General features: G+C 55.5%; 23 protein-coding genes. 10 read left to right on the top strand and 13 right to left on the bottom strand.

Annotated features, from left to right (window positions below):
- Positions 1–161: 161 nt before the first annotated feature.
- The 6 genes from MARLIPOL_RS07305 (at position 162) to MARLIPOL_RS07280 (ending at position 6,729) form a co-directional block, all read left to right on the top strand.
- Complete coding sequence (locus tag MARLIPOL_RS07305; protein WP_012137409.1) at positions 162–1,415, top strand: sarcosine oxidase subunit beta family protein; 1,254 nt, start codon at positions 162–164, stop codon at positions 1,413–1,415.
- A gap of 14 nt (positions 1,416–1,429) precedes the next feature.
- Positions 1,430–1,732 carry a sarcosine oxidase subunit delta gene (locus tag MARLIPOL_RS07300; RefSeq protein ID WP_012137408.1) on the top strand — a complete coding sequence of 101 codons (303 nt, stop codon included), beginning with the start codon at positions 1,430–1,432 and terminating at the stop codon, positions 1,730–1,732.
- An 11-nt stretch (positions 1,733–1,743) separates the two neighbouring features.
- Positions 1,744–4,764, top strand: a complete 3,021-nt coding sequence (locus MARLIPOL_RS07295; RefSeq protein WP_012137407.1) for a sarcosine oxidase subunit alpha — start codon at positions 1,744–1,746, stop codon at positions 4,762–4,764.
- Positions 4,757–5,476, top strand: coding sequence for a sarcosine oxidase subunit gamma (locus MARLIPOL_RS07290; RefSeq protein ID WP_012137406.1), 720 nt, complete (start codon positions 4,757–4,759; stop codon positions 5,474–5,476). Before MARLIPOL_RS07295 ends, MARLIPOL_RS07290 begins: the two co-directional genes overlap by 8 nt.
- A gap of 11 nt (positions 5,477–5,487) precedes the next feature.
- Positions 5,488–6,354 (top strand): formyltetrahydrofolate deformylase, encoded by an 867-nt coding sequence (purU, locus tag MARLIPOL_RS07285; RefSeq protein ID WP_012137405.1) that lies wholly within the window; start codon positions 5,488–5,490, stop codon positions 6,352–6,354.
- A 123-nt stretch (positions 6,355–6,477) separates the two neighbouring features.
- A complete protein-coding gene (locus MARLIPOL_RS07280) occupies positions 6,478–6,729 on the top strand; it encodes a hypothetical protein (protein WP_012137404.1) in 252 nt (83 codons plus the stop codon).
- Here the strand turns inward: MARLIPOL_RS07280 and MARLIPOL_RS07275 are convergent.
- The 4 genes from MARLIPOL_RS07275 to MARLIPOL_RS07260 all read right to left on the bottom strand — a co-directional run bounded on the left by MARLIPOL_RS07275 (position 6,726) and on the right by MARLIPOL_RS07260 (position 10,246).
- Positions 6,726–7,055 carry a hypothetical protein gene (locus MARLIPOL_RS07275; RefSeq protein ID WP_222102458.1) on the bottom strand — a complete coding sequence of 110 codons (330 nt, stop codon included), beginning with the start codon at positions 7,053–7,055 and terminating at the stop codon, positions 6,726–6,728. The two genes, MARLIPOL_RS07280 and MARLIPOL_RS07275, sit on opposite strands and share 4 nt — an antisense overlap.
- A 230-nt stretch (positions 7,056–7,285) precedes the next feature.
- The gene (locus MARLIPOL_RS07270; protein WP_012137402.1) at positions 7,286–8,359 is read right to left on the bottom strand and encodes a class I SAM-dependent methyltransferase; all 1,074 of its coding nucleotides are present in this window, start codon (positions 8,357–8,359) and stop codon (positions 7,286–7,288) included.
- Positions 8,360–8,480: 121 nt separating this feature from the next.
- Positions 8,481–9,515: an AraC family transcriptional regulator gene (locus tag MARLIPOL_RS07265; protein WP_012137401.1), complete on the bottom strand. Its 1,035-nt coding sequence runs from the start codon at positions 9,513–9,515 to the stop codon at positions 8,481–8,483.
- Between the two features lie 104 nt (positions 9,516–9,619).
- Positions 9,620–10,246, bottom strand: coding sequence for a pyridoxamine 5'-phosphate oxidase family protein (locus tag MARLIPOL_RS07260; protein WP_012137400.1), 627 nt, complete (start codon positions 10,244–10,246; stop codon positions 9,620–9,622).
- 215 nt (positions 10,247–10,461) lie between these two features.
- Between MARLIPOL_RS07260 and MARLIPOL_RS07255 the strand changes: the two genes are divergently transcribed.
- Complete coding sequence (locus tag MARLIPOL_RS07255; protein WP_012137399.1) at positions 10,462–10,698, top strand: hypothetical protein; 237 nt, start codon at positions 10,462–10,464, stop codon at positions 10,696–10,698.
- Between the two features lie 81 nt (positions 10,699–10,779).
- Here the strand turns inward: MARLIPOL_RS07255 and MARLIPOL_RS07250 are convergent, their stop codons facing one another.
- The 7 genes from MARLIPOL_RS07250 to MARLIPOL_RS07220 form a co-directional block, all read right to left on the bottom strand.
- Complete coding sequence (locus tag MARLIPOL_RS07250; protein ID WP_012137398.1) at positions 10,780–12,033, bottom strand: DUF1302 family protein; 1,254 nt, start codon at positions 12,031–12,033, stop codon at positions 10,780–10,782.
- A gap of 1 nt (position 12,034) precedes the next feature.
- Positions 12,035–15,181 carry an outer membrane lipoprotein-sorting protein gene (locus tag MARLIPOL_RS07245; protein ID WP_012137397.1) on the bottom strand — a complete coding sequence of 1,049 codons (3,147 nt, stop codon included), beginning with the start codon at positions 15,179–15,181 and terminating at the stop codon, positions 12,035–12,037.
- Between the two features lie 223 nt (positions 15,182–15,404).
- On the bottom strand, positions 15,405–15,875 hold the full coding sequence (locus MARLIPOL_RS07240; RefSeq protein ID WP_051123109.1) for a MarR family winged helix-turn-helix transcriptional regulator: 471 nt from the start codon (positions 15,873–15,875) through the stop codon (positions 15,405–15,407).
- A gap of 145 nt (positions 15,876–16,020) precedes the next feature.
- Complete coding sequence (locus MARLIPOL_RS07235) at positions 16,021–17,232, bottom strand: M48 family metalloprotease (protein WP_012137395.1); 1,212 nt, start codon at positions 17,230–17,232, stop codon at positions 16,021–16,023.
- Between the two features lie 163 nt (positions 17,233–17,395).
- Complete coding sequence (locus tag MARLIPOL_RS07230) at positions 17,396–18,403, bottom strand: putative solute-binding protein (RefSeq protein WP_012137394.1); 1,008 nt, start codon at positions 18,401–18,403, stop codon at positions 17,396–17,398.
- 29 nt (positions 18,404–18,432) lie between these two features.
- Positions 18,433–19,602 (bottom strand): alkane 1-monooxygenase, encoded by a 1,170-nt coding sequence (locus MARLIPOL_RS07225; protein ID WP_012137393.1) that lies wholly within the window; start codon positions 19,600–19,602, stop codon positions 18,433–18,435.
- 28 nt (positions 19,603–19,630) lie between these two features.
- Positions 19,631–20,686 (bottom strand): 2Fe-2S iron-sulfur cluster-binding protein, encoded by a 1,056-nt coding sequence (locus tag MARLIPOL_RS07220; RefSeq protein ID WP_012137392.1) that lies wholly within the window; start codon positions 20,684–20,686, stop codon positions 19,631–19,633.
- A 106-nt stretch (positions 20,687–20,792) separates the two neighbouring features.
- Between MARLIPOL_RS07220 and MARLIPOL_RS07215 the strand changes: the two genes are divergently transcribed.
- Together MARLIPOL_RS07215 and MARLIPOL_RS07210 are read left to right on the top strand one after the other, a co-directional pair.
- Positions 20,793–21,800: an AraC family transcriptional regulator gene (locus MARLIPOL_RS07215; protein ID WP_012137391.1), complete on the top strand. Its 1,008-nt coding sequence runs from the start codon at positions 20,793–20,795 to the stop codon at positions 21,798–21,800.
- A 180-nt stretch (positions 21,801–21,980) separates the two neighbouring features.
- Positions 21,981–23,564: an aldehyde dehydrogenase family protein gene (locus tag MARLIPOL_RS07210; protein ID WP_012137390.1), complete on the top strand. Its 1,584-nt coding sequence runs from the start codon at positions 21,981–21,983 to the stop codon at positions 23,562–23,564.
- A 71-nt stretch (positions 23,565–23,635) separates the two neighbouring features.
- On the opposite strand, the gene MARLIPOL_RS07205 is transcribed toward MARLIPOL_RS07210, so the two are convergent.
- Together MARLIPOL_RS07205 and MARLIPOL_RS07200 are read right to left on the bottom strand one after the other, a co-directional pair.
- Entirely contained in the window at positions 23,636–24,559 is a 924-nt protein-coding gene (locus tag MARLIPOL_RS07205; RefSeq protein ID WP_012137389.1) for an XdhC family protein, read from the bottom strand.
- 56 nt (positions 24,560–24,615) lie between these two features.
- Positions 24,616–25,566: a DMT family transporter gene (locus MARLIPOL_RS07200; protein ID WP_012137388.1), complete on the bottom strand. Its 951-nt coding sequence runs from the start codon at positions 25,564–25,566 to the stop codon at positions 24,616–24,618.
- 163 nt (positions 25,567–25,729) lie between these two features.
- On the opposite strand from MARLIPOL_RS07200, the gene MARLIPOL_RS18535 reads away from it, so the two are divergent.
- A complete protein-coding gene (locus MARLIPOL_RS18535; protein ID WP_012137387.1) occupies positions 25,730–26,041 on the top strand; it encodes a nitroreductase family protein in 312 nt (103 codons plus the stop codon).
- Positions 26,042–26,062: the final 21 nt, after the last annotated feature.

The raw sequence follows: 26,062 nt of genomic DNA, 5'->3' as shown, positions 1-26,062 counted from the left end.
AATGTCGTGAGCGAGCAGATGATGTGGCAGTGGTACGCATAACATCTTTTCAATCCGTCCCGCTTTAACCGGCGGGACATGCCCTGAAAACGAGCGCTGATTCCGACGGCGACACCAGCAGCTTTCCCAGAGAGACGGTTGCCACCGAAGAGGACCTAACAATGCAGAAATATTCCGGATTCGGACTGCTGAAACACTCCCTGACCCACCATGAAAACTGGCAGCGGGTGTGGCGCAATCCCAAACCGAAAAAGAAATACGATGTCATCATCGTTGGCGGCGGTGGCCATGGTCTTGCGACGGCCTACTATCTGGCCAAGGTCCACAACATCACCAACGTAGCAGTCGTCGAAAAGGGTTATCTGGGCGGTGGCAATACGGCGCGAAACACCACCATCGTGCGCTCCAACTATCTGTGGGACGAAGCAGCACTGCTGTACGAACATGCCATGAAGCTCTGGGAAGGCATGTCCCAGGACCTGAACTACAACGTCATGTTCTCGCAGCGAGGCGTGCTGAACCTCGGCCACACCCTGCAGGACATGCGCGACATCCAGCGCCGGGTAAACGCCAACCGCCTGAACGGCATCGACAGTGAAGCTCTGGACACCCAGGGCGTGCAGGAGATTGTGCCGATACTGAATTGCTCCTCCAGCGCCCGCTATCCGATTCTCGGCGCTTCCTGGCAACCCCGTGCCGGTGTGGCCCGCCATGACGCGGTGGCCTGGGGCTATGCCCGCGCTGCCGATGCCATGGGCGTGGACCTGATCCAGCAGTGCGAAGTGAACGACATCGTCACCGAAGACGGTGCTGCCATTGGTGTGAATACCAAACAGCACGGTGCCATCTACGGCGATCGTATCGGCTGTGTTGTAGCCGGTAACTCCGGTGTACTGGCCAAGATGGCCGGGTTCCATCTGCCGATCGAATCCCACCCGCTGCAGGCGCTGGTATCCGAACCGATCCGACCAATCCTGGATACCGTGGTCATGTCCAACCAGGTCCATGGCTATATCTCCCAGTCTGACAAAGGTGATCTGGTAATCGGAGCCGGCATTGATGGCTATAACGGCTACGGCCAGCGGGGCTCCTACTCGACCATTGAGCACACTCTGCAAGCCATCGTCGAAATGTTCCCGATGTTCAGCCGGGTGCGGATGAACCGACAGTGGGGTGGCATCGTCGATACCTGCCCGGATGCCTGCCCGATCATCTCCGATACCCCGGTTGAAAATCTCTTCTTCAACTGTGGATGGGGCACCGGTGGCTTTAAAGCCACCCCCGGTTCCGGTCACGTTTTCGCTGCCACCCTGGCGAAGGGCGAGGCCAACGAACTGGCCAAGCCGTTCTCCATGTTCCGGTTCCACAACGGGGCCTTAATCGACGAACACGGCGCCGCTGGCGTGGCTCACTGACGGAGGACCATTCCATGTTTTACATTTATTGCCCCTATTGTGGCGAACATCGAGAAGAAGAAGAGTTCCACCCCAAGGGACAGGCCCATCTGTCGCGCCCGACCGACCCGGACGCCTGCAGTGATGAGGAATGGGGAGATTACCTCTACTTTCGAGACAACCCGCGCGGCTTGCACCACGAGATCTGGGTTCATGCCATCGGCTGTCGCAAGTTTTTCAACGCCACGCGCGACACCCAGAGCTACGAAATTCTGGAAACCTACCGGATGGGAGACGCACCGCGCGTTACCCATTTCACCGACACGCAGAAGTCCTGAGAGGCGACGACATGACACAACCCAACCGTCTCGATAATGGCGGCCGAATCGACCGCAGCAAGCACCTGACCTTTGAATTCAACGGCCGCCGCTACAAGGGCTTTTCCGGTGACACATTGGCCTCGGCGTTGCTCGCCAATGGGGTCGATGTGATCGGCCGCAGCTTCAAGTACAGTCGCCCCCGCGGCATCGTCGCCGCCGGCGCCGAGGAACCAAATGCGGTATTCCAGCTCGGAGCCACCGAAGCCACCCAGGTACCGAACGTCCGAGCCACACAGCAGGAACTGTTTAATGGGCTGGTCAGCCAACCCACCAGTGGCTGGCCAAACCTGCAGTTCGATTTCCTGGGCGTTTTCGGCTCCATCCTCGGCCGCATGCTGCCCCCCGGCTTCTACTACAAGACGTTCATGTTCCCCCAGGCTGCCTGGGAAACCTATGAGAAGTACATTCGCAAAGCTGCCGGCCTGGGCCGCTCGCCGCGTGATCCGGACGTCGACACATACGACCACCTGAATCAGCATACCGATGTGCTGATCGTCGGGGCGGGGCCCGCCGGGCTGTCGGCAGCCCTGTCCGCTGCCCGCTCCGGAGCACGAGTGATCCTCGCCGACGAACAGGCCGAGATGGGGGGGGCGTTGCTCGACAGCAGAGAGACCCTGAACGGCAAACCAGCCAGCAACTGGGTGCGGGATGCGCTGAAGGAACTGTCGGGATATGACAACGTCCTGTTGTTACCCCGCGCCACCGTCAACGGCTACCACGACCACAACTTCCTGACCATTCACGAGCGTCGTACCGATCACCTGGGCGACCGCGCCCCGGCAAATCAGTCTCGCCAACGCCTGCACCGGGTGCGTGCCAAGTGGGTGATACTGGCCACCGGTGCCCATGAGCGACCGTTGGTATACGGCAACAATGACCTGCCCGGCTGCATGCTGGCCTCGGCGGTGTCCACCTACATCAACCGCTACGCCGTGGCACCCGGCCGCCGGCTGGTACTGATGACCACCAACGACAACGCCTATCGTGCGGCCTTCGACTGGCAGGACGCCGGGCGGGAAGTCGTCGCCATTGTCGACACCCGTGCCTATGCCGACGGCGCCTGGCAGGACGAGGCCAACCGACGTGGCATCAAGTTACTGAAAGGCCACGCCGTCATTGACGCTCAGGGTAAAATGCGTGTGACAGGCGCGGTGGTCGCCGGCTTGAATACTGACGGCACCCAACTCACTGGCAAAGGCGAAGTGCTGAACTGCGACACCCTGGCCAGCTCTGGCGGCTGGAGCCCGGCGGTTCATCTGTCCTGCCATACCGGCAGCCGCCCAGTCTGGGATGACGATGTCATCGGATTCGTGCCTGGCAAAACCGTTCAGAAGCAACTCACGGCCGGTGCCGTGACCGGTTGCTTTTCCCTTGCCGATTGCCTGGCCGACGGAGCGCGCATTGGTGCCGAAGCTGCCACCAATGCCGGCTTCAATGCGGAGCCGGCGGCTGCGCCATCGGTTAGATGCCGACCTGAAACCCGACCCATGGCTCTGTTCTGTGTACCGCACTACAAGCCTAACAGTCGGGCACCGAAGCAGTTCGTCGATTTCCAGACCGATGTGACTGCCGCCGGTATCGAGCTGGCCACCCGTGAAGGTTTTGAATCCATCGAGCATGTGAAGCGATACACGGCGATGGGCTTTGGCACCGACCAGGGTAAGCTCGGTAACATCAACGGCATGGCCGTCGCCGCCAAGTCCCTGAACCAGTCTATTCCGGAAACGGGTACCACCATCTTCCGGCCAAACTACACGCCGGTGACCTTCGGCGCGATCGCCGGACGCCACTGTAACGACCTGTTCGAACCCAAGCGATATTCCGCCATGCATGAATGGCACGTCGAGCACGGCGCCCTGTTCGAAGAGGTTGGCCAGTGGAAACGTCCCTGGTACTTCCCGAAACCAAACGAATCCATGCAGCAGGCGCTTGACCGGGAATGCCTGGCAACGCGCAACAGCGTGGGCATTCTCGACGCCTCGACGCTGGGTAAGATCGACATTCAGGGCAAGGATGCCCGCGAGTTCATAGGCCGCATCTACACCAACGCCTGGGCCAAATTGGCTGTCGGAAAATGCCGTTATGGTCTGATGTGTAAAGAAGACGGCATGGTCTTCGACGATGGGGTTACCTCCTGCCTGGCCGAGGACCACTTCCTGATGACCACCACGACTGGCGGCGCCGCCGGTGTGCTGGAGTGGCTGGAGTTCTATCACCAGACCGAGTGGCCGGAACTGGAGGTCTACATGAACACCGTGACCGACCACTGGGCCACCATGACCATTGCCGGGCCGAACGCCCGCAAGCTGTTGTCCGAGCTGACCGATGATATCGACCTGGACAGGGACAACTTCAAGTTCATGGATTGGCGCCAGGGTACCGTGGCTGGCGTGCCGGCACGGGTGTTCCGGATTTCCTTCACCGGTGAGCTCTCTTACGAGATCAACGTACAGGCAAACTACGGCCTGCACGTCTGGGAGAAGCTCTTCGAACACGGCGCCAAGTACGACCTGACGCCTTACGGCACCGAGACCATGCACATCCTGCGTGCCGAGAAAGGCTTCATCATCGCCGGTCAGGACACCGACGGTTCCGTTCACCCCTACGACCTCGGCATGAGCTGGGCGGTGAAGGAGGACAAGCCGTTCAGCTTTATTGGCAAGCGTGGCATGAAGCGGGAAGACTGCGTACGGGATAACCGCAAGCAACTGGTCGGACTCAAAACCAAAGACCCGAGCATTGTTTTGCCCGAGGGCGCCCAGGCCGTGGACAACCCGAACCATCCGAAACCGGTACCGATGTTGGGGCACGTCACATCAAGCTATTACAGTGCCAATCTTGGTCGCTCAATCGCCATGGGCGTTATCAAGAACGGCCACAAGCGAATGGGTGAAACCGTCCACTACCCATTAGTCGACGGCCGGGTTGTCGAAGCAGAAATCTGTAGCACTATCTTTTTGGATCCGAAGGGGGAGCGTCAAAATGTCTGAAGCAATCAACAAGGCGGTCCTTGAGTCGACCCAGATAGCCATCATGGAGCAGCTGCCAGAGACCGGGGTACCAGCACGCAGTCCGCTGGCGCACCAGCAACAAACCGCGTCCAGGACAGCACCGGAGAACCCGGGGGTCTATCTGTGGGAATCGGCCCTGAAGACTCACCTGGCGTTACGGGGAGACGCCAATAACGCCGACTTCGCCAACGGCGTCGAGGCTGCAACTGGACTGGCGCTACCTGAGGTGTTGCAGAGCAACCATAACAACGAGTGGGCCCTGAGTTGGATCGCGCCGGACGAGTGGCTGCTGACAGGGCCGGGCGATCAAGCGTTGGCCATGGAAATGTCACTGCGCGAACAACTGGGCGGCCACTATGCAGTGATTAATGTCGGCGGCGGCCAGACGCTGGTGCGGTTGGCCGGCCCCAGGGCCCGCTCGGTACTGATGAAGAGCTGCCCCTACGACGTGCACGACCGTAACTTCCCGGTCGGCAAGGTGGTGAACACGGTGCTGGGCAAATCCCAGGCAACGCTTCGCCGTGTCGGCGACGACGAGTGGGAACTGGTGGTGCGCCGCAGTTTCGCGGACTACATCTGGCGCTGGCTGGTTGACGCAAGCCAGGAATACCGCCTGAGTCTGGAGCAACCCACTCAAGGCGCCTCCAAAAACCGTGCCGGTCGACTCCAGGCGAGCCCGGTGGAAAACTGAAGGTATAGCCAATGGGCGTTAAAGAGAAACTCTGGATCCTGACGGCTCAATGTCCGAGCCGTCTGGGTACCGTCGATGCCGTCACCCGCAGTCTGGTCGAAAGCGAGAACTACATCGTGGCGTTGAACTCATTCGACGACAAGGCCACGGGAAGTTTCAGCATTCGCGTGGAGTTCCGGCCGCTGGGGGGCGAAACCTCCCTGCGGCAATTCCGCGAGATTCTCGAACCCCGTGCAGCGAAGTTCGACATGCAGTGGCAGTTGACGGAGCCGGAACACCAGACCCGTGTCGCCATCATGGTCTCGAAATACGACCATTGCCTGAACGACCTGCTTTACCGATACCGTACAGGGGAATTGGCGATCGATATTCCCCTGATCATTTCCAATCACCCGGACCTGCAATCGTTGGCGGACTGGCACGGTATTCCGTATGTCCACCTGCCAGTCACCCCGGAAACGAAACCCGAGCAGGAAGCGAAGGTATGGGAATTGATTAACGAGCATCAGTGCGAGTTGGTTGTTCTGGCTCGTTACATGCAGGTGCTCTCCCCGGAGATGGCCGCCCGGCTCGACGGCTGGGCGATCAATATCCACCATTCGTTGCTGCCAGGCTTCAAGGGTGCCAAACCCTATCACCAGGCCTGGGCCAAGGGCGTCAAGCTGGTGGGTGCGACGGCGCATTACGTGAACGATAACCTCGATGAAGGCCCCATCATTACCCAGGGCGTGCAGGCGGTGGATCACAGCCATTATCCGGAAGATCTGGTGGCGAAAGGTCAGGACGTCGAAAGCCAGACCCTGGCCAAGGCTGTACGCTATCACATTGAAAAGCGGGTGTTCCTGCATGGCAACCGGACCGTTGTGTTTCCTGACTGAAAGCAGGTCTATCACCCATTTCTGGAACACCCAAACCCGAAGCGACTACACTAACAAGTATGCCTTTAGAGGGGGTAGTGACACCGCCTCCGCAATCGTTTGTTGCGATGGAGAGCTCGCGAATTGCACACTTTTCTAGTCATTCTCGGTGGTTTCGTATTACTGGCACTCGCGGTAGCAGTTGCCAGGACCGCGGGTCGAACGTTCAGCGCGGCACTGCCCTTCTACTTGTTGGTCTGGTTTGTGTTTGCCGCGCTCAATATGGGCGTTGGCGTTTATCACGCCGGCTACTCTTTCATGGATGAGCTCCCCATCTTCATCCTCGTATTTGGCCTGCCAGCAGCCACCGCGGCCATTCTGGCCAGGAAGTTTTAGGGGCATTGATCCACAAACTCCGAGGCTTCCTGGCGTGTAAAGAACCGCCCCAATCGAACAAATCCGGAAATGACCGTGGCTTTGAGTTCAACAACATTGCTCGCCAAGTCTCTGTTGACTATCCATTCATCGGGCAAGCCATCAACCAAATGGAAGGGTGCAGGTCGACCGTCGCGATATCGGGATAATTCTACCTGGCCGGTATAAGAGTCTTTAAAGGCTGGAACAAAACGGGCATGTGCGTTGTTTTCGCTCAAACCGCCAGTTCCGGCGTATTGCTGATTCTCTTTTACCAAAAATGATGGACGTTGTTGAACTAACATCATGCCACCTTCTGGAGCTTAAGGTTGCTGTTCTGAACTCCTTACCTGTAAATACATACGATTCCTTTACGCTTTTAACTTAACGCGTTTGCGTTGTTTATGAACTATTCAAAACGGATGGGACTGACCCTCATTTGGCACCAATACCAAAGGAGTAAAACTGCGCCTCTTTGCCCCATCAAAGTTCACTGGCTTGGGGCAAAGAGGCGGTGATATCTATCCGACTCGTACGCTCAGGGACGCACCTCCAGAACAATATTGAAGGGAGTTTCCGCTGCCCTTCGTACCTTGCTGAAACCACCCTCTTTAATAACGGCTGTGAGTTTTCGCTCTCCCGCCTGGGCCCCGAGCGCAAAGCCTGTCCTCTGTGCCAGTGCCGTGGGTACACAGATACTCGTTGAAGCCGCGTAAAACAGCCGTCCTACCGGGTTAAAGTTGTCGCTCAGTTCATCAGCCGCCATGGGCTCCACCACCATCCAGGTACCATCCGGCTTGAGCTGATTCCGCACATGGGTCGCAGTTCCGATCGGATCCCCCATATCATGCAATGCATCAAAGCAGGTCACGAGATCAAAATCACCGCCGTCGAAATCCGTGGCCGTGGCCTGCTCAAACCGGACTCGATCCGGGGCCAGACCATGCTCATCACGATGCGCATTCGCAGAATCGATAGATCCACCGTGAAAGTCGTAGCCAATAAACGTGGAATTCGGAAACGCTGCCGCCATCAATAATGTGGAATGGCCATGACCGCAGCCGAGGTCCGCAACGCGCGCGCCGCGCTCCAGTTTTTCGACCATTCCATCCAGCGCAGGAAGCCAATGCTGCACAAGATTATGGACATAGCCCGGGCGGAAAAACTTGGCTACTGCACAGAACATACAGTGAGCCTGGTCGCCCCAGGCGACCCCCTCACCGGTACGAAACCCTTCGCTCACTTTGGGTTCATTCTCGAATGTGGTGAACGCATTCTCAAAACCGCCGATCATGTAAACCGGGCTGTCCTCATCAGCGAAGACCATGGCCTGTTCCGGGGGTAACCGGAACCGCTTGGTCGTTCTGTCATACGCGAGATAATTCGATGCTGCATGGTGCGCCAGCCATTCCCGCAGGTAACGTTCGGAATAGCCGGTCCGCTCGGAAAGTTCCAATGAGGTTGCAGGCCCCCTGTTGTTTAACTCACGATACAGGCCCAGCCGGTCGCCAATCTTGACCAAAGCAGCGCTGTAGGCGCCACCCAGATCGGCAAGTACCTGCCCTACAAAGGCATTCAGTTTATCTTCATCAAATGTCTGCATTGCTTCCATCATGATTCTTCCATTTCAGGTAGAGATGTGAGGTTGTCCCTGTGGACATAGTCATGATGGGAGCATCGGCATGGTGGATGAATGATCATTCGTCCAGCGTTGATGACTGAAATACCTGAGTTCAGGAAAAGGCCGGGGGAACCGATCGCTCACGACGCCAGGCAGCGGGAGATAAGCCTACAGCACGTTTGAATGAACGGCTAAATGCCTCTTCGGATTCATACCCCACCTCACCGGCAATGGTTGCTATCTTCGCTTTTGATTCGACCAGCAAGTTGGAAGCGACCTGCATCCGCCAGCTTCTGAGGTATTGCATGGGAGGTTGTCCGACCAGTTCCACGAATCTGTCCTGTAGCGCTGATCGGGAGAGGCCCGCATGGCTTGAAAGCTTTTCCAGCGTCCAGGCGTCAGCCGGGGATTGGTGCATCAACCCCAGCACCCGACCAACATGACGATCACGAAGTCCCGCCAACCATCCGGTCTGGCTTTCCGGCATGTTGCCGAGATAAAACCGGATCAGGTCAACAAACATCATTTCGCTCATACGCTCAAGGACCGCTTCACCACCGGGCCTCCTCGACCGCGACTGCGCTTCGACCAGCCTGGCAAGCTGCCCGGCCCAGCTACCGTCAGTCAACTCATGGGCGCGAGCATGCATCACTCTTGGTAATGCGGTCAGCAACGGGTTGAATGGCCCCTTGTCACAACCCAGAAAACCACAGAGCAACGCAGCGCCAGAGGCATTTTCCGGCCCTTTTGTAGCGGCGGTTGCAGGCCGAGCTCGAAAGTCGTCCTCCTGGCAGAGCATGAATGGCAACCCCGAACACTGTTTCAGCGTAGAAACCAGGTGTTCGAGATCCGGCTCTGCTCGCAGTCCCGGTATACTGGACATCACATGAGGGTCGCCGTGAGGAAAGAGGATCACATCCCCCTCATTCATTTCAAAAGGTGCCTCGCCCGTTATACCTGCCCAACAAGATCCCTTTAACACCACGTGATATTCCATCATGTGTTCCGAAGACGGCATAACGGCATGGGCGATCAGGTGAGCGGCCGGAGCCTCAGTCACCCAGGCGCCAACACATTCAACGTGGAAGAATAACGCTCCGCGCAAACGGACACAGCGCAGCAGGCCGGAGAGCGTATCTTCATTCATGACGGCTGCACCGGTAGATGAGAAATAGTCCGGGATACAGCCGCATCCCGGATACCGTTCTACTCAACTCTATTAAAGACGGGAAATCGCTGAATAACCAGAATCTAGTAAAGTCTTTCACGCTCGTCGGTCAATACGATTTCATGCATTTGCTGTTCAGTAAGTTCCAGATTGCCCGCATCAACCATGGTCCTGGCTAAACGGGGCAAATCGTCAACCGCCGGCCAAAGCTCGGGTTGCCAAAGCTTTGATCGGATAATGCATTTGGAACAATGAAAGAAAGCTTCACTGATATTCACGATGATGACCAGCTTCGGACTACGTCCATTAATGGCCATAGACTGCCGAAGCGACTCATCCCGCACGATCTGAGCAGTGCCACTGATACGCAGTGTCTCGGACTTGCCCGGAATCAGAAAGATGAGCCCGACATTCGGGTTCTGCAGAATATTTTCCATGGTATCCGCGCGGTTGTTTCCCGGGCGATCAGGTATGGCCAACGTTGCGTCGTCAAGAACCTTCACAAATCCGGAGGGATCCCCTTTCGGGGAAACGTCGACATTGCCTGCACCATCAGCCGATGCCAGCAATATAAAGGGTGAGCGCTGGATAAATGCACCGCAATGTCGGTCAAGCCGGCTCAAGCTCTTGCTAATCACCAGTTCGCTCGGTTCATTCAGGATTGAGCGAAGCTGATCCCTTGATTCCACTATGTCACTGAATTTGTTCATACCCTTACCCACTCCAAAATCCACCCCAATATCCACACAGAACTCTGGTTGCCTGCAACCCCGAATATCGGTGCTCCGTGGGAAGCTGCAGGTTAAGCAATGGTCTTCTGTGACACCATGATTGAACTACCTGAATACTTGACCGCATGCCTGTAATTGGCCAAACACCGAGGGTCATATATGCTAGGTATAGGCGTGCGAAAGGAGGAAACACTATGCGTTATATAGCTGCACTACTATTTGGTCTGTTCCTTGCTGGCACTGTGGCAGCTTCGCAGTGTCCCGCTCTTGTTGCCAAGGTGGATTCACAACTGGAGTCTGCCCAACTTGACAGTGCAACCGCAAGTAACATCAAGGCGCTCCGTGATCAGGGGCAGACTCTGCACGAGCAGGGCAAACACGGCGAGTCAGTCAGGGTCCTGAAAGAGGCTCTCTCAATGTTCCCTGAATAACCCTGAGCGCCCTGTGACCTATCTTAACGAAGGTCCTGGTATCGAGGTGGGGGGTTAACCTCCCACCTCTGCTTTTAGCGATTAAAATCCCAATTCAATCCCCAGGTTCAGACGGCTTCGATCCTGGAAGCGACCCAGTTGCCCTTCCCTGTCACCACTGAAAAAGTTCGCACCAGTATTGAGAATTACATTGGTCGCGACCTGATAGTCCACGTTTACTTGCCACAAGGCGTCTCGATTGTCGAAGCTGTAGATCAAAAGCGATTCCAGTTGCACAACCTGGTTCATAAAATCCCGTCGCAGCAGCAATGTGGCATTTTCTTCTGTGTGCGGGACATCAAGACCTTTATCCCGAATAGACTGGAAAAACTGTCCGCTTACCAGAGTGTCCGTGAACCCGCTGTAATCCAGGCCCAGAACATAACTGAGTTCATCGGTAGACTGGAGACCATGCGCAGATGATGCGTATTGTCGCTCTGATTCATATCCGGCTTCCAGCCTGAAGGTGTAATCCCCAAAGGCATTGGCGGCCGTTACTCCAAACAGGTGGGAGCGGTTGTAGCTGGCTCGAATCGCCCGTACCGCTGGATCAACGGTAATGATCGGGTCGTCAATGGTGTGGTACAGGTAGTTGAAAGTGAGATCCCACCCGTTCCAGTATCGCCCTAGGCGGGCACCGTAATCGCTTTCGCTGAATGCCTTTGGTCGGTCAACTGTCAGCTTGCCGGCACCATCGAAGGGGTCATCCAGCAATGCATAGGCTGCTCCCGGTTCCGGTGACTCCGTGACGGTACTGTCTGGTACCCACACCAATTGCAGGCTCCATGAGTCCATGGGCATTTCGACTTGGGCGCTCCAGAGGGGAATGCGTCGGTCTTCCATCTCAGGAAGAATAAATTCACGGTGATTCAATGGATTAATAACGTCCAGGACTCGCAGTCCGTCGGCCTGGCCCCAAACGATCTGTTGTTTACCAATGCGAACAAAGGTATCGCCGAGATAGTCATCCACGAACAGCTCGCGCAACTCGAGATCGGTGTGGTTGTCGGGGAAGATACGACGATTAATGCCTGACCTGAAAGGCTGTGCCGGCCTGCCCGGCTCAAGTTTGTCCTCAAGATCCCAGCGTGCAAGAAGCTTGGCGGTCACCTTGGTACCGCCGTCAAATCGAGCCATTATCTCGGGCTTTATCGCCAACTGATTGGTCTGCCATTCACCGGTGTTTATTTCGTAGCCTGAATTCCACCGGCTGATCCCGCTGAGGCCGACGTCTACCGCCCATAGCGCCTGTGACATCAGGGTCATGACCATGAACGCAAAACTCTGTCGCTTCATATCAGTACCCGCGTTTCAATGCGTTCTGTTCGAACAGCCGGGGAGGTACAGCGGCGCCATAGTCAGTATTGCTGAACAGTATCCGGGTTTGGTGGCCGGTTTTGTGATTCTTTGCCTCGATTTCTTCGACAGACCATATGCCGTCTATTTTGACAATTTTCCTGGTATGGACAGTTTTCAAATGGTTGCCGGCAATATCCCAGTAATCTGACAATCGTGGCATCCAGACTTTGGGGTCGATTCGTAACAACACCTTGCTGTAACCAAGAACCGAAGCGACTTCGGAAGAAGCGGGCCTGGCTTCGATCACCCAGGTATGACGGCCATCCACCTCCTCTTCACCCACCAGGGTAAAGTGATAGTCTTCTGCCGAGATCTTGCTCTCTTTCTTGATTTCCTCGTATGTGAAGTCAGTCCCAAGGAAATAGTCTCCCCTGTCTGATGCCGAGATCCGCCGAACCTTCCGTAGTGCGGGAAGGTAGAGCCATTGGTCGTCATCACGGGCATTATCGGCATAGTCCCATGTCAGAAAGGCGGTACCTTTGACGTTGACCGGGCTGGTATAAAAAATGACGGTCTTCTTGGTATCACCGAAATATCTCCGAAACGCCGCCGTTTCCTCGACCCGGGTATTGCCGCGGCGGTCGGTTAACTCGATTCGCATTTCCCGGTAGACGGAATCGCCTTCGTCCCGGGCATTCAGCTGTTGAATAACACTGTCACCGCTTGGCGACTGTTGTGCGGACGCCAGCTGGGCACCAAACGCCAGTGCAATGAGCACCAATGCAAGTGCAGCGCCTCGCCACTTGCTTTGCTTTTGCCCAAACAGGAAGGCGGGTTTGAATACCAGGGCAATGGCTGGTAGCAGCACCAGGCTGGAAATGAACGCGATGCCAACGGACATGGCGACCAACAGCCCGAAGTTAACTAGAGGCGGCACCTGGCTGGTCATCAATACGCCAAAACCAAGCCCTACCGCCAGGAAGTTGTACCAAAGTGCACGTCCGGAAAGCTGGAACACTGACTGAATTCGTTGCTGCACCGTTGAGTCGGTTTGCATGCTCAATACCTCCTTCAGGCGGTCGAGTGTGTAGATAGCGAAATCGACGCTCAGACCAATGGCAATCGCTGCAAACATGGAAGTGCCAACGCCCAGCCAGATATCCGTCACGCCCATCACGGCATAAACCGTCAGGATGGCCAGCCCCACCGGCGTGGCAGCCATGACACCACCAACCAGTGACCGGAAGAGCAAGGCGGCCATAACGAGCACGGCGATAAAGGCCGCCATCACACTGTTAAAGTGACTGGCGGCAATGCCCTGTATCCAGTGGTAGTCCACGTTGACACGCCCGCTAACGTTGGCGCTGACACCGGGATCTGAGAAGTGCTGTTCTAGGTAGGATTCCAGTCTGGGAATCAGCTCCCTGGACGTGAGATAGGACCCTGTGGAGAGGTTCGCCCGTACCAGGGCAATTCGGCGTTCAGGATCAATTCTGTCCTCAAAATCGGTGGGAGAGGCAGAAGCTGTATAAAGCAGGAACAACTGAGCCGTCAGATTCGGGTCATTGGGGATACTGTAGTACTGGTCATCCCCTTCATTGACTGCTTTGTGCATCTGCTGGATGTAGTCGACTATTGATGTCGAACCGTTGATCTCCGGTTGCTGCTCAAGGAAGTACTGCAGGTTCCGGATGCGGTTCAGCACTTCCGGTTCGTAGATTCCGTTAGCATCGGAGGTCTCAATCACCACGTCCAGGTAATAGCTACCATCCATGCTGGCGTTGATGGCTTTGTCGGCTTGATACAAAGGCTCGGACGCCTGGAAATTTTCGATGCGCTCCTCATTGATAACGACTTTGCTGCTTCCAACCACCCCGATCGCACCGATCAGGACAGCGACCGCCAGGGTGACCCGTGGCTTTTGCGTTCCCAGGACGCAAAGAGTTCTGGACAGTAGACTCGGCGGTGCCATGTTATGGGCAACCTTGATGCGACGGCTTGGCTTCAACTTAAGAAGGCTCAACAGGCAGGGTGTCACCAGCAGGCTCAATAGCCACGCCGCTATCACAGCGAGCGCGCCAAACACCCCGAAGTACTGGAGGGGTGGCATATCATTGGTGGGATAAAGCGCCAGGAAGCCTGCGGCTGTGGTTAGCGTCGTCAACGTGACGGGACGCCAGACCCGCGCCACGGCATGGGCAATCACACGATGGTGGTCCAGTGACGGGTGGCTGGCCATGGTGTCGTAGTATTCTGAGAAAATGTGGATAGAGTCCGCCACGGCGATCCCGATCATACACACGATCAAGCCATTGGTGATGACGAAAAAGGACACACCGGACACGGCCATCGCTCCCAGGCCCACAACCACTGTGCCTGCCACCACGAAATTGGGCACAAGGGCCGCTCTGGGTGTCAGGAATGCAACGATCAGGATCAGGGTAATGATCAGGCCGGCAAGTGGGTTCAGCCGCTTTGCATCCTGGTCGATATAATTGGCAAGGTACCCCGCAACGGCTCCTTCGCCGGCCACATGAATTTCGTCATTGGCTCCGGTCGGAGCATCTTTCACCAAAGCCATGATGTGGTCATAGGTGGCTTCCGCTTTGGTTTCGTCCAATAGCTCAACAATAATGAGCGTGGCGGTTCCATCCCGCGCCACCAGGCTGCCCTGAAAGAGCGGGAAGTCGCTGACTGCGGCCTGGATCCAATCCGCACGTTGTTCGTCCACCGGGCCTTCGCCATAAAAGTCGTCGACCTCCATGCCATCCTCGGTACCACGAATATTGGACTCCGTGGACAGGCTGGTAATCCGGTCAGGATCAACATTGGGGACCTGCTCAACTCGCTCCGTCAGCCATTGCACCAGCTCAAGGCTTCGGGGGTTGAAGATCCCGGACTCCCCTTTGTTCCTAACCGCAATGACGATGGGATCCCGAAGATTGAAAATATCTTCGACTTTTTCCCGATAAACGAGCGCTGGCTCGTCAGGGCTGATGAAGGCGTCTGCCTGTGTATTTTTCGTCAATTTCCCTAGTTGACTGCCAAGGCCAACCAGGCTCCCTAAGGCGATGCTCAAAACGACCCATCGCCAGCGGATAACGGTAAGAAAAAAAGCTTCAGCTCGTGTCGATGTTTTACTCATCGCCCTCTCCTGATGTATATACACTATAAGTCACCAATAAAACCACAAAGGAAGCCATCATACTCATAGCTTTCACTTCATCTGACTCGACCAATCTTTAATCTTAGTGTATTTACACTATTAGACTTGAAACCGGATCGCAAGCACTTTTCAACTTTATCCGATTTGACGTGGGATCTCTTCTATCGGTGGGTAGGCAGTCATCGAAGACTGCCGGCAAAGATCAAAGGTTAGACTTCAGGGAGGCGCTGAAGTCCTGCAACTTTTCGGCAACACTGGACCACTCTTCAGTTCCCGCCATGTCGACAAATGCCTGATGCGCTTCATTCCACTTCACAGAGGCTTCTTTATAAATCCGTTTACCCTCTGTTGTCAGGCTGAGTTCCAGAGAGCGACTGTGTCCGCTTGATCGGGTCTGCAATAAGCCTTTATCAATCATCTTATCCACCGTCCGCTGCAGAGACGTACGTTCCATGCCCAGAGTCTCAGCCAGATGGTGTATCGAGTCTGGAGTGAAAAGCGTAATCGCATTCATGATCGTAAACTGCGTGACCATCAATCCGGTCGGACGAAGGTAGGCGTTGTAATGGCGGGTAACCAGACGCGAAAATACCCTGGAGTGCAGGGCCGCACACTGCTGTGCAATGGCCATTGGATCAGGTGTATCGATTGCCTGTTCGCCTGTTAAACTCATACCTACCCCGTGGTTTGTGCCATTTAAAATGGCTAAAGCTGCATATACACTATATTGTCGTGACTATCGCCTGTCTTGTCTAGTGGCCCGTCTGGCTCAGTAGGTTAACGAATCAGCCAGACGGGCCACTGGCCCGCCGTTATTATCAGCTACACGCCGACGGCAGCAGCTTGGCTTTCACATTTTGCCCAAAGCAAACCCAACTGATCTCGCCTTCGACAACTTCGGGTTCCAGTATGATGTACTGCGACTCTCCACTGGCATCAGTTCCAACCTCAACACCGATCAGGCCGTTTTCGTAGATATCTATCTCATAACCCACTTCAGGATCCGACAGGGTTGGCTGCGCATACCCCAACTCGTTCATAGTGGTTGGCCACCCCTGGTTCTCATAACCATAGGCGGTGACCTGCTCCTGGACAGACTGAGCCGCAGAATAGGCCGAGGAGTAACGTGCCCGATCCTGGTACTCCTGATAGGCCGGAATAGCAACGGCAGCGAGGACACCAATAATGGCAATCGTCACGATCAGGGAGGCCGCACCACCGGCTCCACCGCCCACCCGAGGTACAAACATTGACAGGAACCAGGCAAACCCGTGGCGTCGTGGATGGTTTATCTTCCGCCCTTGCGAGACAGCAACCGCGGTCGCCATTCGCTTGGTCAGCCAGGGGTAATCGCCAGTCAGTTCGTTGAACGACATCCAGAACCCATTGGTGGTAGCCACCTGATTGATATAGGCGTCAACGTTAATGGTCTTCCAGCGCGTATCACCCGCTGCGATCGCGGCAATTGCAGCCTTGATGTCGCCTTCGGACCGGCAACAGGCAACTCCATAGCGGTCACACGTATATTCCTCCGCACGACGCAAAGCCGGGCCCACAATAGGAAGCAGCGAGCCTGGCATTACAAAAGTACGCCATGACAAGTGCTTACGGTGGATATGTCCGAGTTCATGTCCAATATAGAAATCGATCGCATCTGGTTGATCTTCCAAGGCATCGATAACATCCGTAAACAACACAACGAAATGTCTGCCTAGAAATTTCGTGGCCAGAGCATTAAAGAAGTCCGTGCGCAGCAGGTAGGCCTCCGGGATCTCCTTGACCCCGACCTTCTCACAGCTCCGAACCAGTCGCTCATGCAAGTCGGGATACTGATCCGGACTGATCCGGACTCCAGATCCTTTCAGGTGGGAAATAAACGCCGAATGGGCAAACAGAAAAAACAGATAGCCGAAGAGCAGATACAGCAAGGCGATGCCCAGGGTGCCGACAATCAAGGCCAGCCAGAATATGGCGGAAAACACCGCCGCAATAATCAGTAACGGTTTTTCATTTTTGTAAACCAGATCCATCCTATTCCCTCAATTAGATGACTACAGGGTGACAGAGCCACATCCAGGCTCCATGATCGCACGACCGGACGAAAACACGGGGCAACGAACACAACTGTCCATGGAGCCGGGGGTCATTGAGGTGCTTCCGTGCAGTAGACTCCGGAATTATAGGCTATTTTTACTATTCCCGGTCAGGTGCAGTGCATTCAGATGCTGTCGGATTACTGCTGCAACGAATCTTTGCCATCAACGCCAACGTTTTCGGGTCATAGACCGTTGGCGCTCCGTTGGTGCCATCCCGCATCTGAAGTCGGTTCTGGCGGAACATTTCCTGGTACCCCTCAATGTCTTCAGCAGATATGGTGATCCAGCTCTTATCTGGAATAGCTGATTCCTGCCCTCCTATCAGCTCCATGGTTTGCGGGAACATGGACCAGGCGATCGTTCGGGCCTTTTGTGCGGTTTCGTCATCCAACATATCGTCATGGACAATGAGCTGAACCGTTAACTGAGCCAACGCGTAATCGACGATACCGCCGTTTGGTTCGATGCCCTTATAGAGCTCCAGCGCTTCATACGCAAAGGCCGGCGCATAGGCGGCGTCGACGGAGCCATTGTTAAACTTTCCCGCAAAATTAGTGATGTCGGAGGGAACCACAGTGGCCTTAACGTAGTTCACCATATGGATAGCGTCTTTCTGATAATCCAGCGTAGCCATTCGTTTGCCGGCCAGCGCGGCGGCGGAATTGATACTGCGATCGTCGACGAACAGGTACCCTGCCCCAATCGGAAAAATACCAAGCACTTCAAAGCCACCGGATTTCATGAGGGGCGCTGCTTTAGGTTGCGCCAGCGTGGCCAGCATGGTTTTCAGGTCATCGTAGGTCGGCAAAGCGCCAACGGCACTGATTGACCCGGTGAACCGGTTAAATGGCCGTGTTCGCAGATCCGTGGCCGCAACGGCATCGCATTGCCCCGCGTTAAAATCACCCACTGCGACACCTTCGTCGGTGTATGGCTTCAGTTTGAGGTCCAGACCGATGGACTTTGCTTCCAGCGAGAAGTCCTTCATCAGGTTAAACACATCACCATTGGCACCGATGACATCGAACACACACACGGACAGCGTGTTAGCTGAAGCAAACGGGACAACACACGATAACGTCAGGGCACTAATCAATTTACGCATTCTTGATTTCCTTTTTTTTGTTTATGGACTTATTGGTTTGCATGCTTCATAAGCGCCGGTATTCCACTTGTGGCATTGGCGTGCGATGCCAGGACGCGCTCTGCCGAAGACGCATATTTCTCATCCCACTCCAGGACCTTTGGCGTCATGAGCTTGTGCCAAAGCGGCGGGATCATTGCGACCACTATGGTGGTGAGATATCCGCTGATCATCATGGGTGAATCCGGGAACGGCTTTAGATCCTGATACGGCACCTCGCCCTGGGCGTGGTGATGGGAATGGCGGGTCAGGTTAAACATGGTCCAGGAACTGATGCGCTTGTTGGTATTCCAGGAATGCCGTGGCTGCACCGGGGTTTCAGGGTGACGGACCATGCCGTAATGCTCCATGTAATTAACGATCTCGAGTAAGGCCTTGCCCCAGAGTGCACAGGCTACGAAGTACACCATGGCGCCAACGCCTCCCATGGCGAAGGCCGTAGCTACCAGCAGCGCACTCATCAGATGCCCCCGGATCACCGCATTACGCCAGGACAATGCAGAGTGACCTTTACGCCTTAGCCGGCGGCGTTCGATATTCCAGGCGCTGGCATTGCCTTTCACGGTGGATGCCACGACGTGGTGATAAACATTTCGTCCGCGCGGTGCGGTAGCCGGGTCCTCAGTGGTCGACACGTAGCGGTGGTGCCCGTAGACATGCTCAATAGAAAATATCGTGTCGAAACTGAAGGCCAGCAACCAGCGGCCAATCAGCATCGACACCGGATCCCAGGTTCTGTGGGTCAGCTCATGGCCGGTAATGGTGCCGATGATTCCGATCATCAGTCCGGTCAGTACGACACCGGAGATGTGGTGAAGGAAAGGCGTGGCATCGCGGGCCGAGATCGCATCGTAGCCAGTCAGTTCAGTGATCAGGGCACCAAACCCGGCGACATCCTTTGAACTGAAGCTCCAGACTGAGGCGAAAACGATCAGGCACAGTAATGGCAGCGCCATCCATAGTTGCACCGTCAATATTGCGGGGTGTCTGAACTCAGGTGTTGTTGTGTCGTCACCACACAGGGCGTCACCGGCAATGTAGATGACCAATACTGCCAACAGCCCCAGACTGATCCAGTAGCCACCGGCTACCAGTGAAGCCAAAGCCTGGAGACCGATGCCGTGAAAGAGAAAAAACTTCAAGTAGTGTAATAACATCATCTTTCAACTCCTTAGGTTTTTTAGTTTTTTAGAGAGTCATGACTGAGGCATCGGCCTCCAGCACATCCCGTGTGGTGGTGAATCGGTCGGCATAAATGCTTATCCGCTTGACGCCCCCTTCAATAAGCCTGGCTTCAGCGGCATCGATCATTCCTGGCGGACCACACAGGTAGGCCTCTGATCCTTGTAATGAGAGTCCGGGGATGAAATCGGTCACCCGTCCGCGAGCCCCGGTCCAATCCGAACGTTCGTCCTCCTTGGATAAAACCGGGATGAACCTGAACGCCGAGGACCATTTGAGTGCGAGATCCCGAATGTCATCCAGCCGGTAAAGATCCTGTTGACACCTGGCGCCAAACAACAAGGTCACTGGCCTGTGATTCTGTCCATCCATAGCGTCTTTCAGGAGCGCCAGGATCGGCGCGAGACCGCTGCCCCCTGCAATCAGAATCAATGGAGCCTCTGAGGCGCGCAACCAGAATTCTCCTGCCGGACCATCCACCATGACGGTGTGGCCCAGCAATTCCTGATCATTCACTGCTGTTGAGAATGGGCCCCCGGGTACTTTGCGGACAAAGAACGACAGCGTTGCATCCATCTGGCAAGGCGTGGCGAAGGAATAGCTCCTGGCCAGTCCCGGTAACGAATCCAGGGACAGATCCGCGTACTGACCGGCTTTGTAATTCAGAGTCTGATCGAGCTGTAATTTGAGGTGGGTGATATCGTGGGTTAACCGCTCCTGCAGGATCACTCGTCCCGGAACGGTCTTACGCTGATTTTGTGCCGTCAGGTCCACTTCAATGGAGATGTCGCTCGTCGGGACACTCTGGCAAGCCAGGATATACCCCTGATCGAGCTCGTCGTCACTAAGGATATAGCCAATGTCCGTCAGCTCCTTCACGGTTCCCTTGACCAGGCGGCATTTGCAGGACGCACAGCCCCCCACACGACAACTGTGCGGGAAATCGATGTTCTCCCTCAGTGCGGCATGCAGGATGGTTTCTTTCTGGAATACCTGGACAACTTCCCCGTTGATCTCTGCGCAGTGTTCTTTCGGTGCACTCTTCCTGAATAAAGAAAACATGATCTTCCCCCGTTTCTTGTTCTCACGGGATACATGCTAGTGTCCCTCACCGAAAACCAGGGGGTTATTTATTGACATCCATGGGTGATAAATTGACAATCATCAAATGTCGAACTCGAAAATCACCTTACCCAATCACTACATCCTCCAGATCATCAATATCGTCGCGGATCTTGGTGTTCCGACACAGGGCTGGCTGCGGCATCTGGGAATTGACCCGGATGAGTCGGAAGAATCGCTGATTACCATGCCTTGGGCGACATTTCGGCAACTGCTGTTGGACGCTGGCCGATTCTGCAACGACAAGGCACTGGGACTGATGATCGGAGAACGACTGCTGATCAATACCCACGGCATTCTTGGTTATGCAGCGCTAAGCAGTGGCACTACCCGGCAAGTGATTGAATTACTGGAGCGATATCTGGTTCTCAGGACCGACATGGTGACGATGGAGTCCGCCCAACAGGGTGACCGGTTATGGGTGAGCTTCTACGAGAACAGACCGCTGGAGGACGTTCGCCGACCGGTTACCGAAGCCATTGTCCTGGCGATTCGAAATATTCTGGACTTCACGACCATGGGGACCTGCGACATCCGGGAGGTTACCTTTCCATTTGATGGCGATGCCAAGCTGGCAGAAGCGATGTTTCGGTGCCCGGTTTCCTACAATCAGGACTCAGCCGGCTTTTCGCTACCCCTGGCGACCATTGACCAACCTCTCAAGCTCGCGAATACCGTCAGCTTTCAGGAAGGGCTGAAAGTCTGTCAGCAAGAGCTGGAGAAACTGTCCTCCGAACAAACCTGGGCTGTCCGCGTACGCCGGATCATGTTGCAGAGTACCCATGGTTTCCCTTCTCTGGACATGACCGCGAGGCGGTTCCATGTCACACCGAGAACCCTTCACCGCCGCCTGATCGAGGAAGGCACATCGTACAGGGACATTCTTGAGGATGTCCGCCACCAACTCGCAACCCGTTACCTGGAAACGGGACAGATGACCGTGCAGGAGATCTCCTATGCGCTGGGCTATTCGGATATCGCGAATTTCCGGAAGGCCTTCAAGCGCTGGGAGTCGGTGCCACCCTCCATGTATATACCGCCACTAACGTCATAGACGCGCCTCTGTCATTTTATAACCCTAAACTGTCATTAAATAACCCAACTCCGCCGTCATAGAGTCGATACCATACTCTGGGACCAGTTTGGTCAGCCACTTTTCAAGACCACGAGTCATCAAAAGTCCAACAATTGGCGAGCGCCATGAGCTTTATCCCCCCAAAGGAGGATTCCAGAAATGGAAATGGTTAAACAAGACATCCCCACACTTGAACTGACGGCCACGAATCCGGCCAACGGCCAGACGTTGGGCTCCCTGCCCTACACGCCATCTCACCAGATTCCTGAAATGTTCAGTCAGGCAAGGAAGGCTCAGGCCTTATGGGCGGAAAAGTCGTTTGCCGAGCGCCGCCAGCACATGAAGAAAATGGGCAACTACATCCGTGACAATGCCGATGAGCTGGCCCGCATCGTCAGTGAAAGTAATGGCAAGACACGTATGGACGCCCTGGCGACCGAGGTGTTGCCCTGCCTGATGGCCTGTGACTGGTATGGCAAGAACGCGGCAAGTGTTCTGAAGCCCGAATATCGGGGACCCTCCAGCCTTCTGTGGATCGGCAAACGTTCTGAAATCCGTCATGACCCACTGGGTGTGGTTGGCATTGTCAGCCCCTGGAACTATCCATTGTCCATTCCTTTCGGCGAAGTGGTCATGGGTCTGATGGCCGGTAATGCCATTATCCTGAAAGTGGCTGCCGCAACACCGCTGGTTGGTAAGGCCATCGAGGATATCGTGGCCGCCGCTGAATTGCCGGACGGCCTGTTCCACCATATCGTCGGCTCCGGCGGACAGGTGTCCAGCGCAATGTTTGAAAACGGTATCGACAAGCTGTTTTTCACCGGCTCGGTACCCACCGGCAAACAGATCATGGCCCAGGCCGCGACCACGTTGACCCCGGTGTCACTGGAACTCGGTGGAAAGGATCCGATGATTGTTCTGGAGGATGCTGATCTGGAACGGGCCGCCAATGGCGCCGCCTGGGCGGGCTATCAGAACGCCGGTCAATCCTGCGGTGGGGTTGAGCGCGTCTATGTTCATGAGTCTGTGTATCACCGGTTTGTGGAGCTGATGGCGGAGAAAACAAAGGCGCTACGCCACGGTGTTCCCGATGACAAGTGTTCCGTGGACATTGGTTCGATGACCACCGCCAAACAACGACAGTTCGTTGAAGGGCAGTTGGCCGACGCAGTCAGGGATGGGGCAAAAATAGTCGCCCAGTCACAAGCTATCAGTGATCAGGACGGCGAATTCCATCCTGCAACCCTGGTAACCGATGTGCATCACGACATGGCCCTGCTGCGAGAGGAAACCTTTGGGCCAGTAATACCTGTGATGTCATTCAAGACTGAGGACGAAGCGGTAGCCCTGGCCAATGACTGCACCATGGCACTGACTGCTTCCATCTGGACACGGAACACCAAGCGTGGCAAGAAACTGGCTGATCGCATTAACGGTGGCGTGGTGGCAATCAATGATCACCTGTACACCCACGGAATGTCCGACCTGCCCTGGGGCGGTCCCGGAGAGTCCGGAATTGGTCGTACCCACGGCCCGGAGGGGCTGCTGGAGATGACCCATTCCAAAGTGGTTAACTGGGACTGGCTGAAAGCCAAACGCAATCTCTGGTGGTACCCGCAGGATGAGGCGAGCAACAACGCCATTCACAACGCGTTACATCTGGTGGCCCCTCGTTCGCCGGTCGACTTTGTACGGGCAAGCTTGCGTGTCATGCCAGCGATGATCCGTAAAATGTACTTCTGACGATTACCACCTCCGCAAATAACGGGGCGGATCATGACTTCCTCCTGATCCGTCCCGACTGTCCTAACTGGCTACACCGTTTGTATCTGCGGACTTTCCTCGCCCAGTATCTCGGCCAACACCGAAATTGCCAGGCGTTGCGGATCCTTCATCGGGCCAACCAGGCCTATGGGTCCGTGGATGCGATTCAGTTCGGCGGTGTTGTGCCCCAGATTCCGTAACGCTGCCAATCTGGCTTCGTGGGTGCGATGACTGCCCATGGCGCCGATGTAGAAGGCATTGCTCGCCAACGCCTTAGCCAGAATCGGAATCTCATAGTCGTGATCGTGAAACATCGCAACAAACGCGGTTCTGTTATCCAGCGATGCTCCGTCAAATGCCGTGGGGCTGATAATTTCAGCGGCAATCCCTTGAGCGGCCAACCGTGCCACCTCCTCCGATCCTGGCAGATACACCTTCACGCCAAAGCCTGAGCTTTGAGCCAGGTGAGCAAGGGCCATGGGTTCGGTACCCCGACCGCAAATTGCCAGTTGAAGCCGCGGCTGATATTGAATCCGTGGGTAAGGTTCGGCGAGCGCCAGCTTTTCAGGCAGAAGATCCCGCAGATCAAGGTCCCAACGTTTCCGGTTGTGAAGGCAGGTCATGGCCCTATCCAACCAGGTTGGCGAAGGATCCGGAATTATCATTAGATCAACCGCACCACCACAAGGCAGCTGGATATCCAGATAATCACTCCCGGCACCATAACGGATACGTCTCACCTGGTGAGTTGCCATGGTTTCCAGTGCCTGGGACACAACATCTGACTCCAGACAGCCATTCGACAGGGATCCGACATACTCTCCGTTATCCCTGACCGCCATGAGGGTCCCGGGAGATCGCGAAGCCGGCCCTTCCACCGATACCAGAACCACCAATGCACAGGAACCAGTATTTCGTGCGGTTGCGAGGTGCTCAAGCACTGAGAGCGGATCACTTGTAATCTGGCCGTTCATGGGCAAAGCAAACCTCCGGGCCCGCGGGATAGGAACGAGATGTAGCTGACACCGGCTTATTCTGCCATTCGATTCCCGTTAATACACGGTGTAATGGCACGGCTTTTTACCGGCTTGTTCGCCAACACGACCCCGACCATTAGCAATGCCACACCACCCCAAACGGTCCAGCCAAAGGATTCTTTGAAAAACAGAATCCCGAACAGTAAACCTGCCGGTGTGATCACAAACCCGAGCTGACTCAGAAAGGTAGGTGACGAGCGTTTCTGTAATTGAAAGAATCCTCGATACCCTACCGCCGTCACCATCGACTGAATGATCAGGATGCCCCATAACGTCGGATGACCAACCAACAGCGTAGCAGCCTCTCCCCGAATCAGGATGACAACAAGTATCAGGATGGCGCCGCCCAGAAGCATGCCCGGGGCCAGCTGTTCCGCAGTGGCGCCTCTGGGCCAGTGCGTCGTGCGGTAGATATTACCGATGGCCAGTGACAACGGGATCAGCAGACCCAACATCAGCCATGGAGCGGTCTCTCCACTGATACCGGTGGGACTGGGAGACAGTATCCAGACACAGCCGGATATCCCCATCAACAGACCCATGGCCCTGCCCAGGCTCAGGGTCTCCATGCGAAGTGTCAGCGCGATGGCGTAGGTTGCCAATGAAGGCAAGGCGTACAATGTTGCCGTCAGCCCCGAGCCTATCTGCGCAACCACGACAAAGGCAAGCACATTGGGTAAGGCAATGGCGGTCAGTGCACTGAACCCAAAATATCGCGCCACACTGCCTCGCCATCCAATAGCTCTCCCTTTCCCCTGGCAAACAAACAGGATCAAACCACCGCCAAAAGCCTGCCAGAAGGCATAGGCCAGCGGCGTCATCCCCAGGCTCATTGCGATTTTGGACAGTGGCAGCATGAGCGCAATCAACACCCCTACTCCGAGGAGCAGGAGCACGGATACGGCGTCCGGTCGGAAACTTTCGATCACGGCTTCGGATTTCATACGATGTTCTCCCCAACAGAAGTCCGCCATGATCCATGAACCGATACCGTCAATCAGCCCCCATTTCGTGAAAACTCATTTCCCGATCCGGAGGTCGATCGGCACCTTCCGTTCAGGAGATCATTACCGGGAACAATTACCCAGCGAACGAAAGGAGAACATCATGGACTTTCTAAAGGCTTTGCATTGGCGCTACGCCGCGAAACGAATGAGTGGTCAACGAATTCCTGAATCGCAACTCGATCGCATCCTGGAGGCAACCCACCTGGCGCCCTCATCCTATGGTCTGCAGCCTTATGTGGTGAAGGTGATATCCGACCGATCGCTGCTTGCCCAAATCCGTGAAGAAGCGGCCCCGCAACCCCAGGTCACGGAATGCTCACACCTGTTGGTGTTTGCAACCATGACAAATCTGAATGATCCGTTGGTCGATCAGTTCATACAACTGACCGCCGAACATCCAACCCCTGTATAATCGGCCATCCTCCAATCATCA

Origin of the sequence: Marinobacter lipolyticus SM19 (assembly GCF_000397065.2) — a bacterium.
Classification (GTDB): Bacteria; Pseudomonadota; Gammaproteobacteria; order Pseudomonadales; family Oleiphilaceae; genus Marinobacter; species Marinobacter lipolyticus.
The sequence above is the reverse complement of the archived record's forward strand: the minus strand, read 5'-3'. Positions and strand labels throughout refer to the sequence as shown.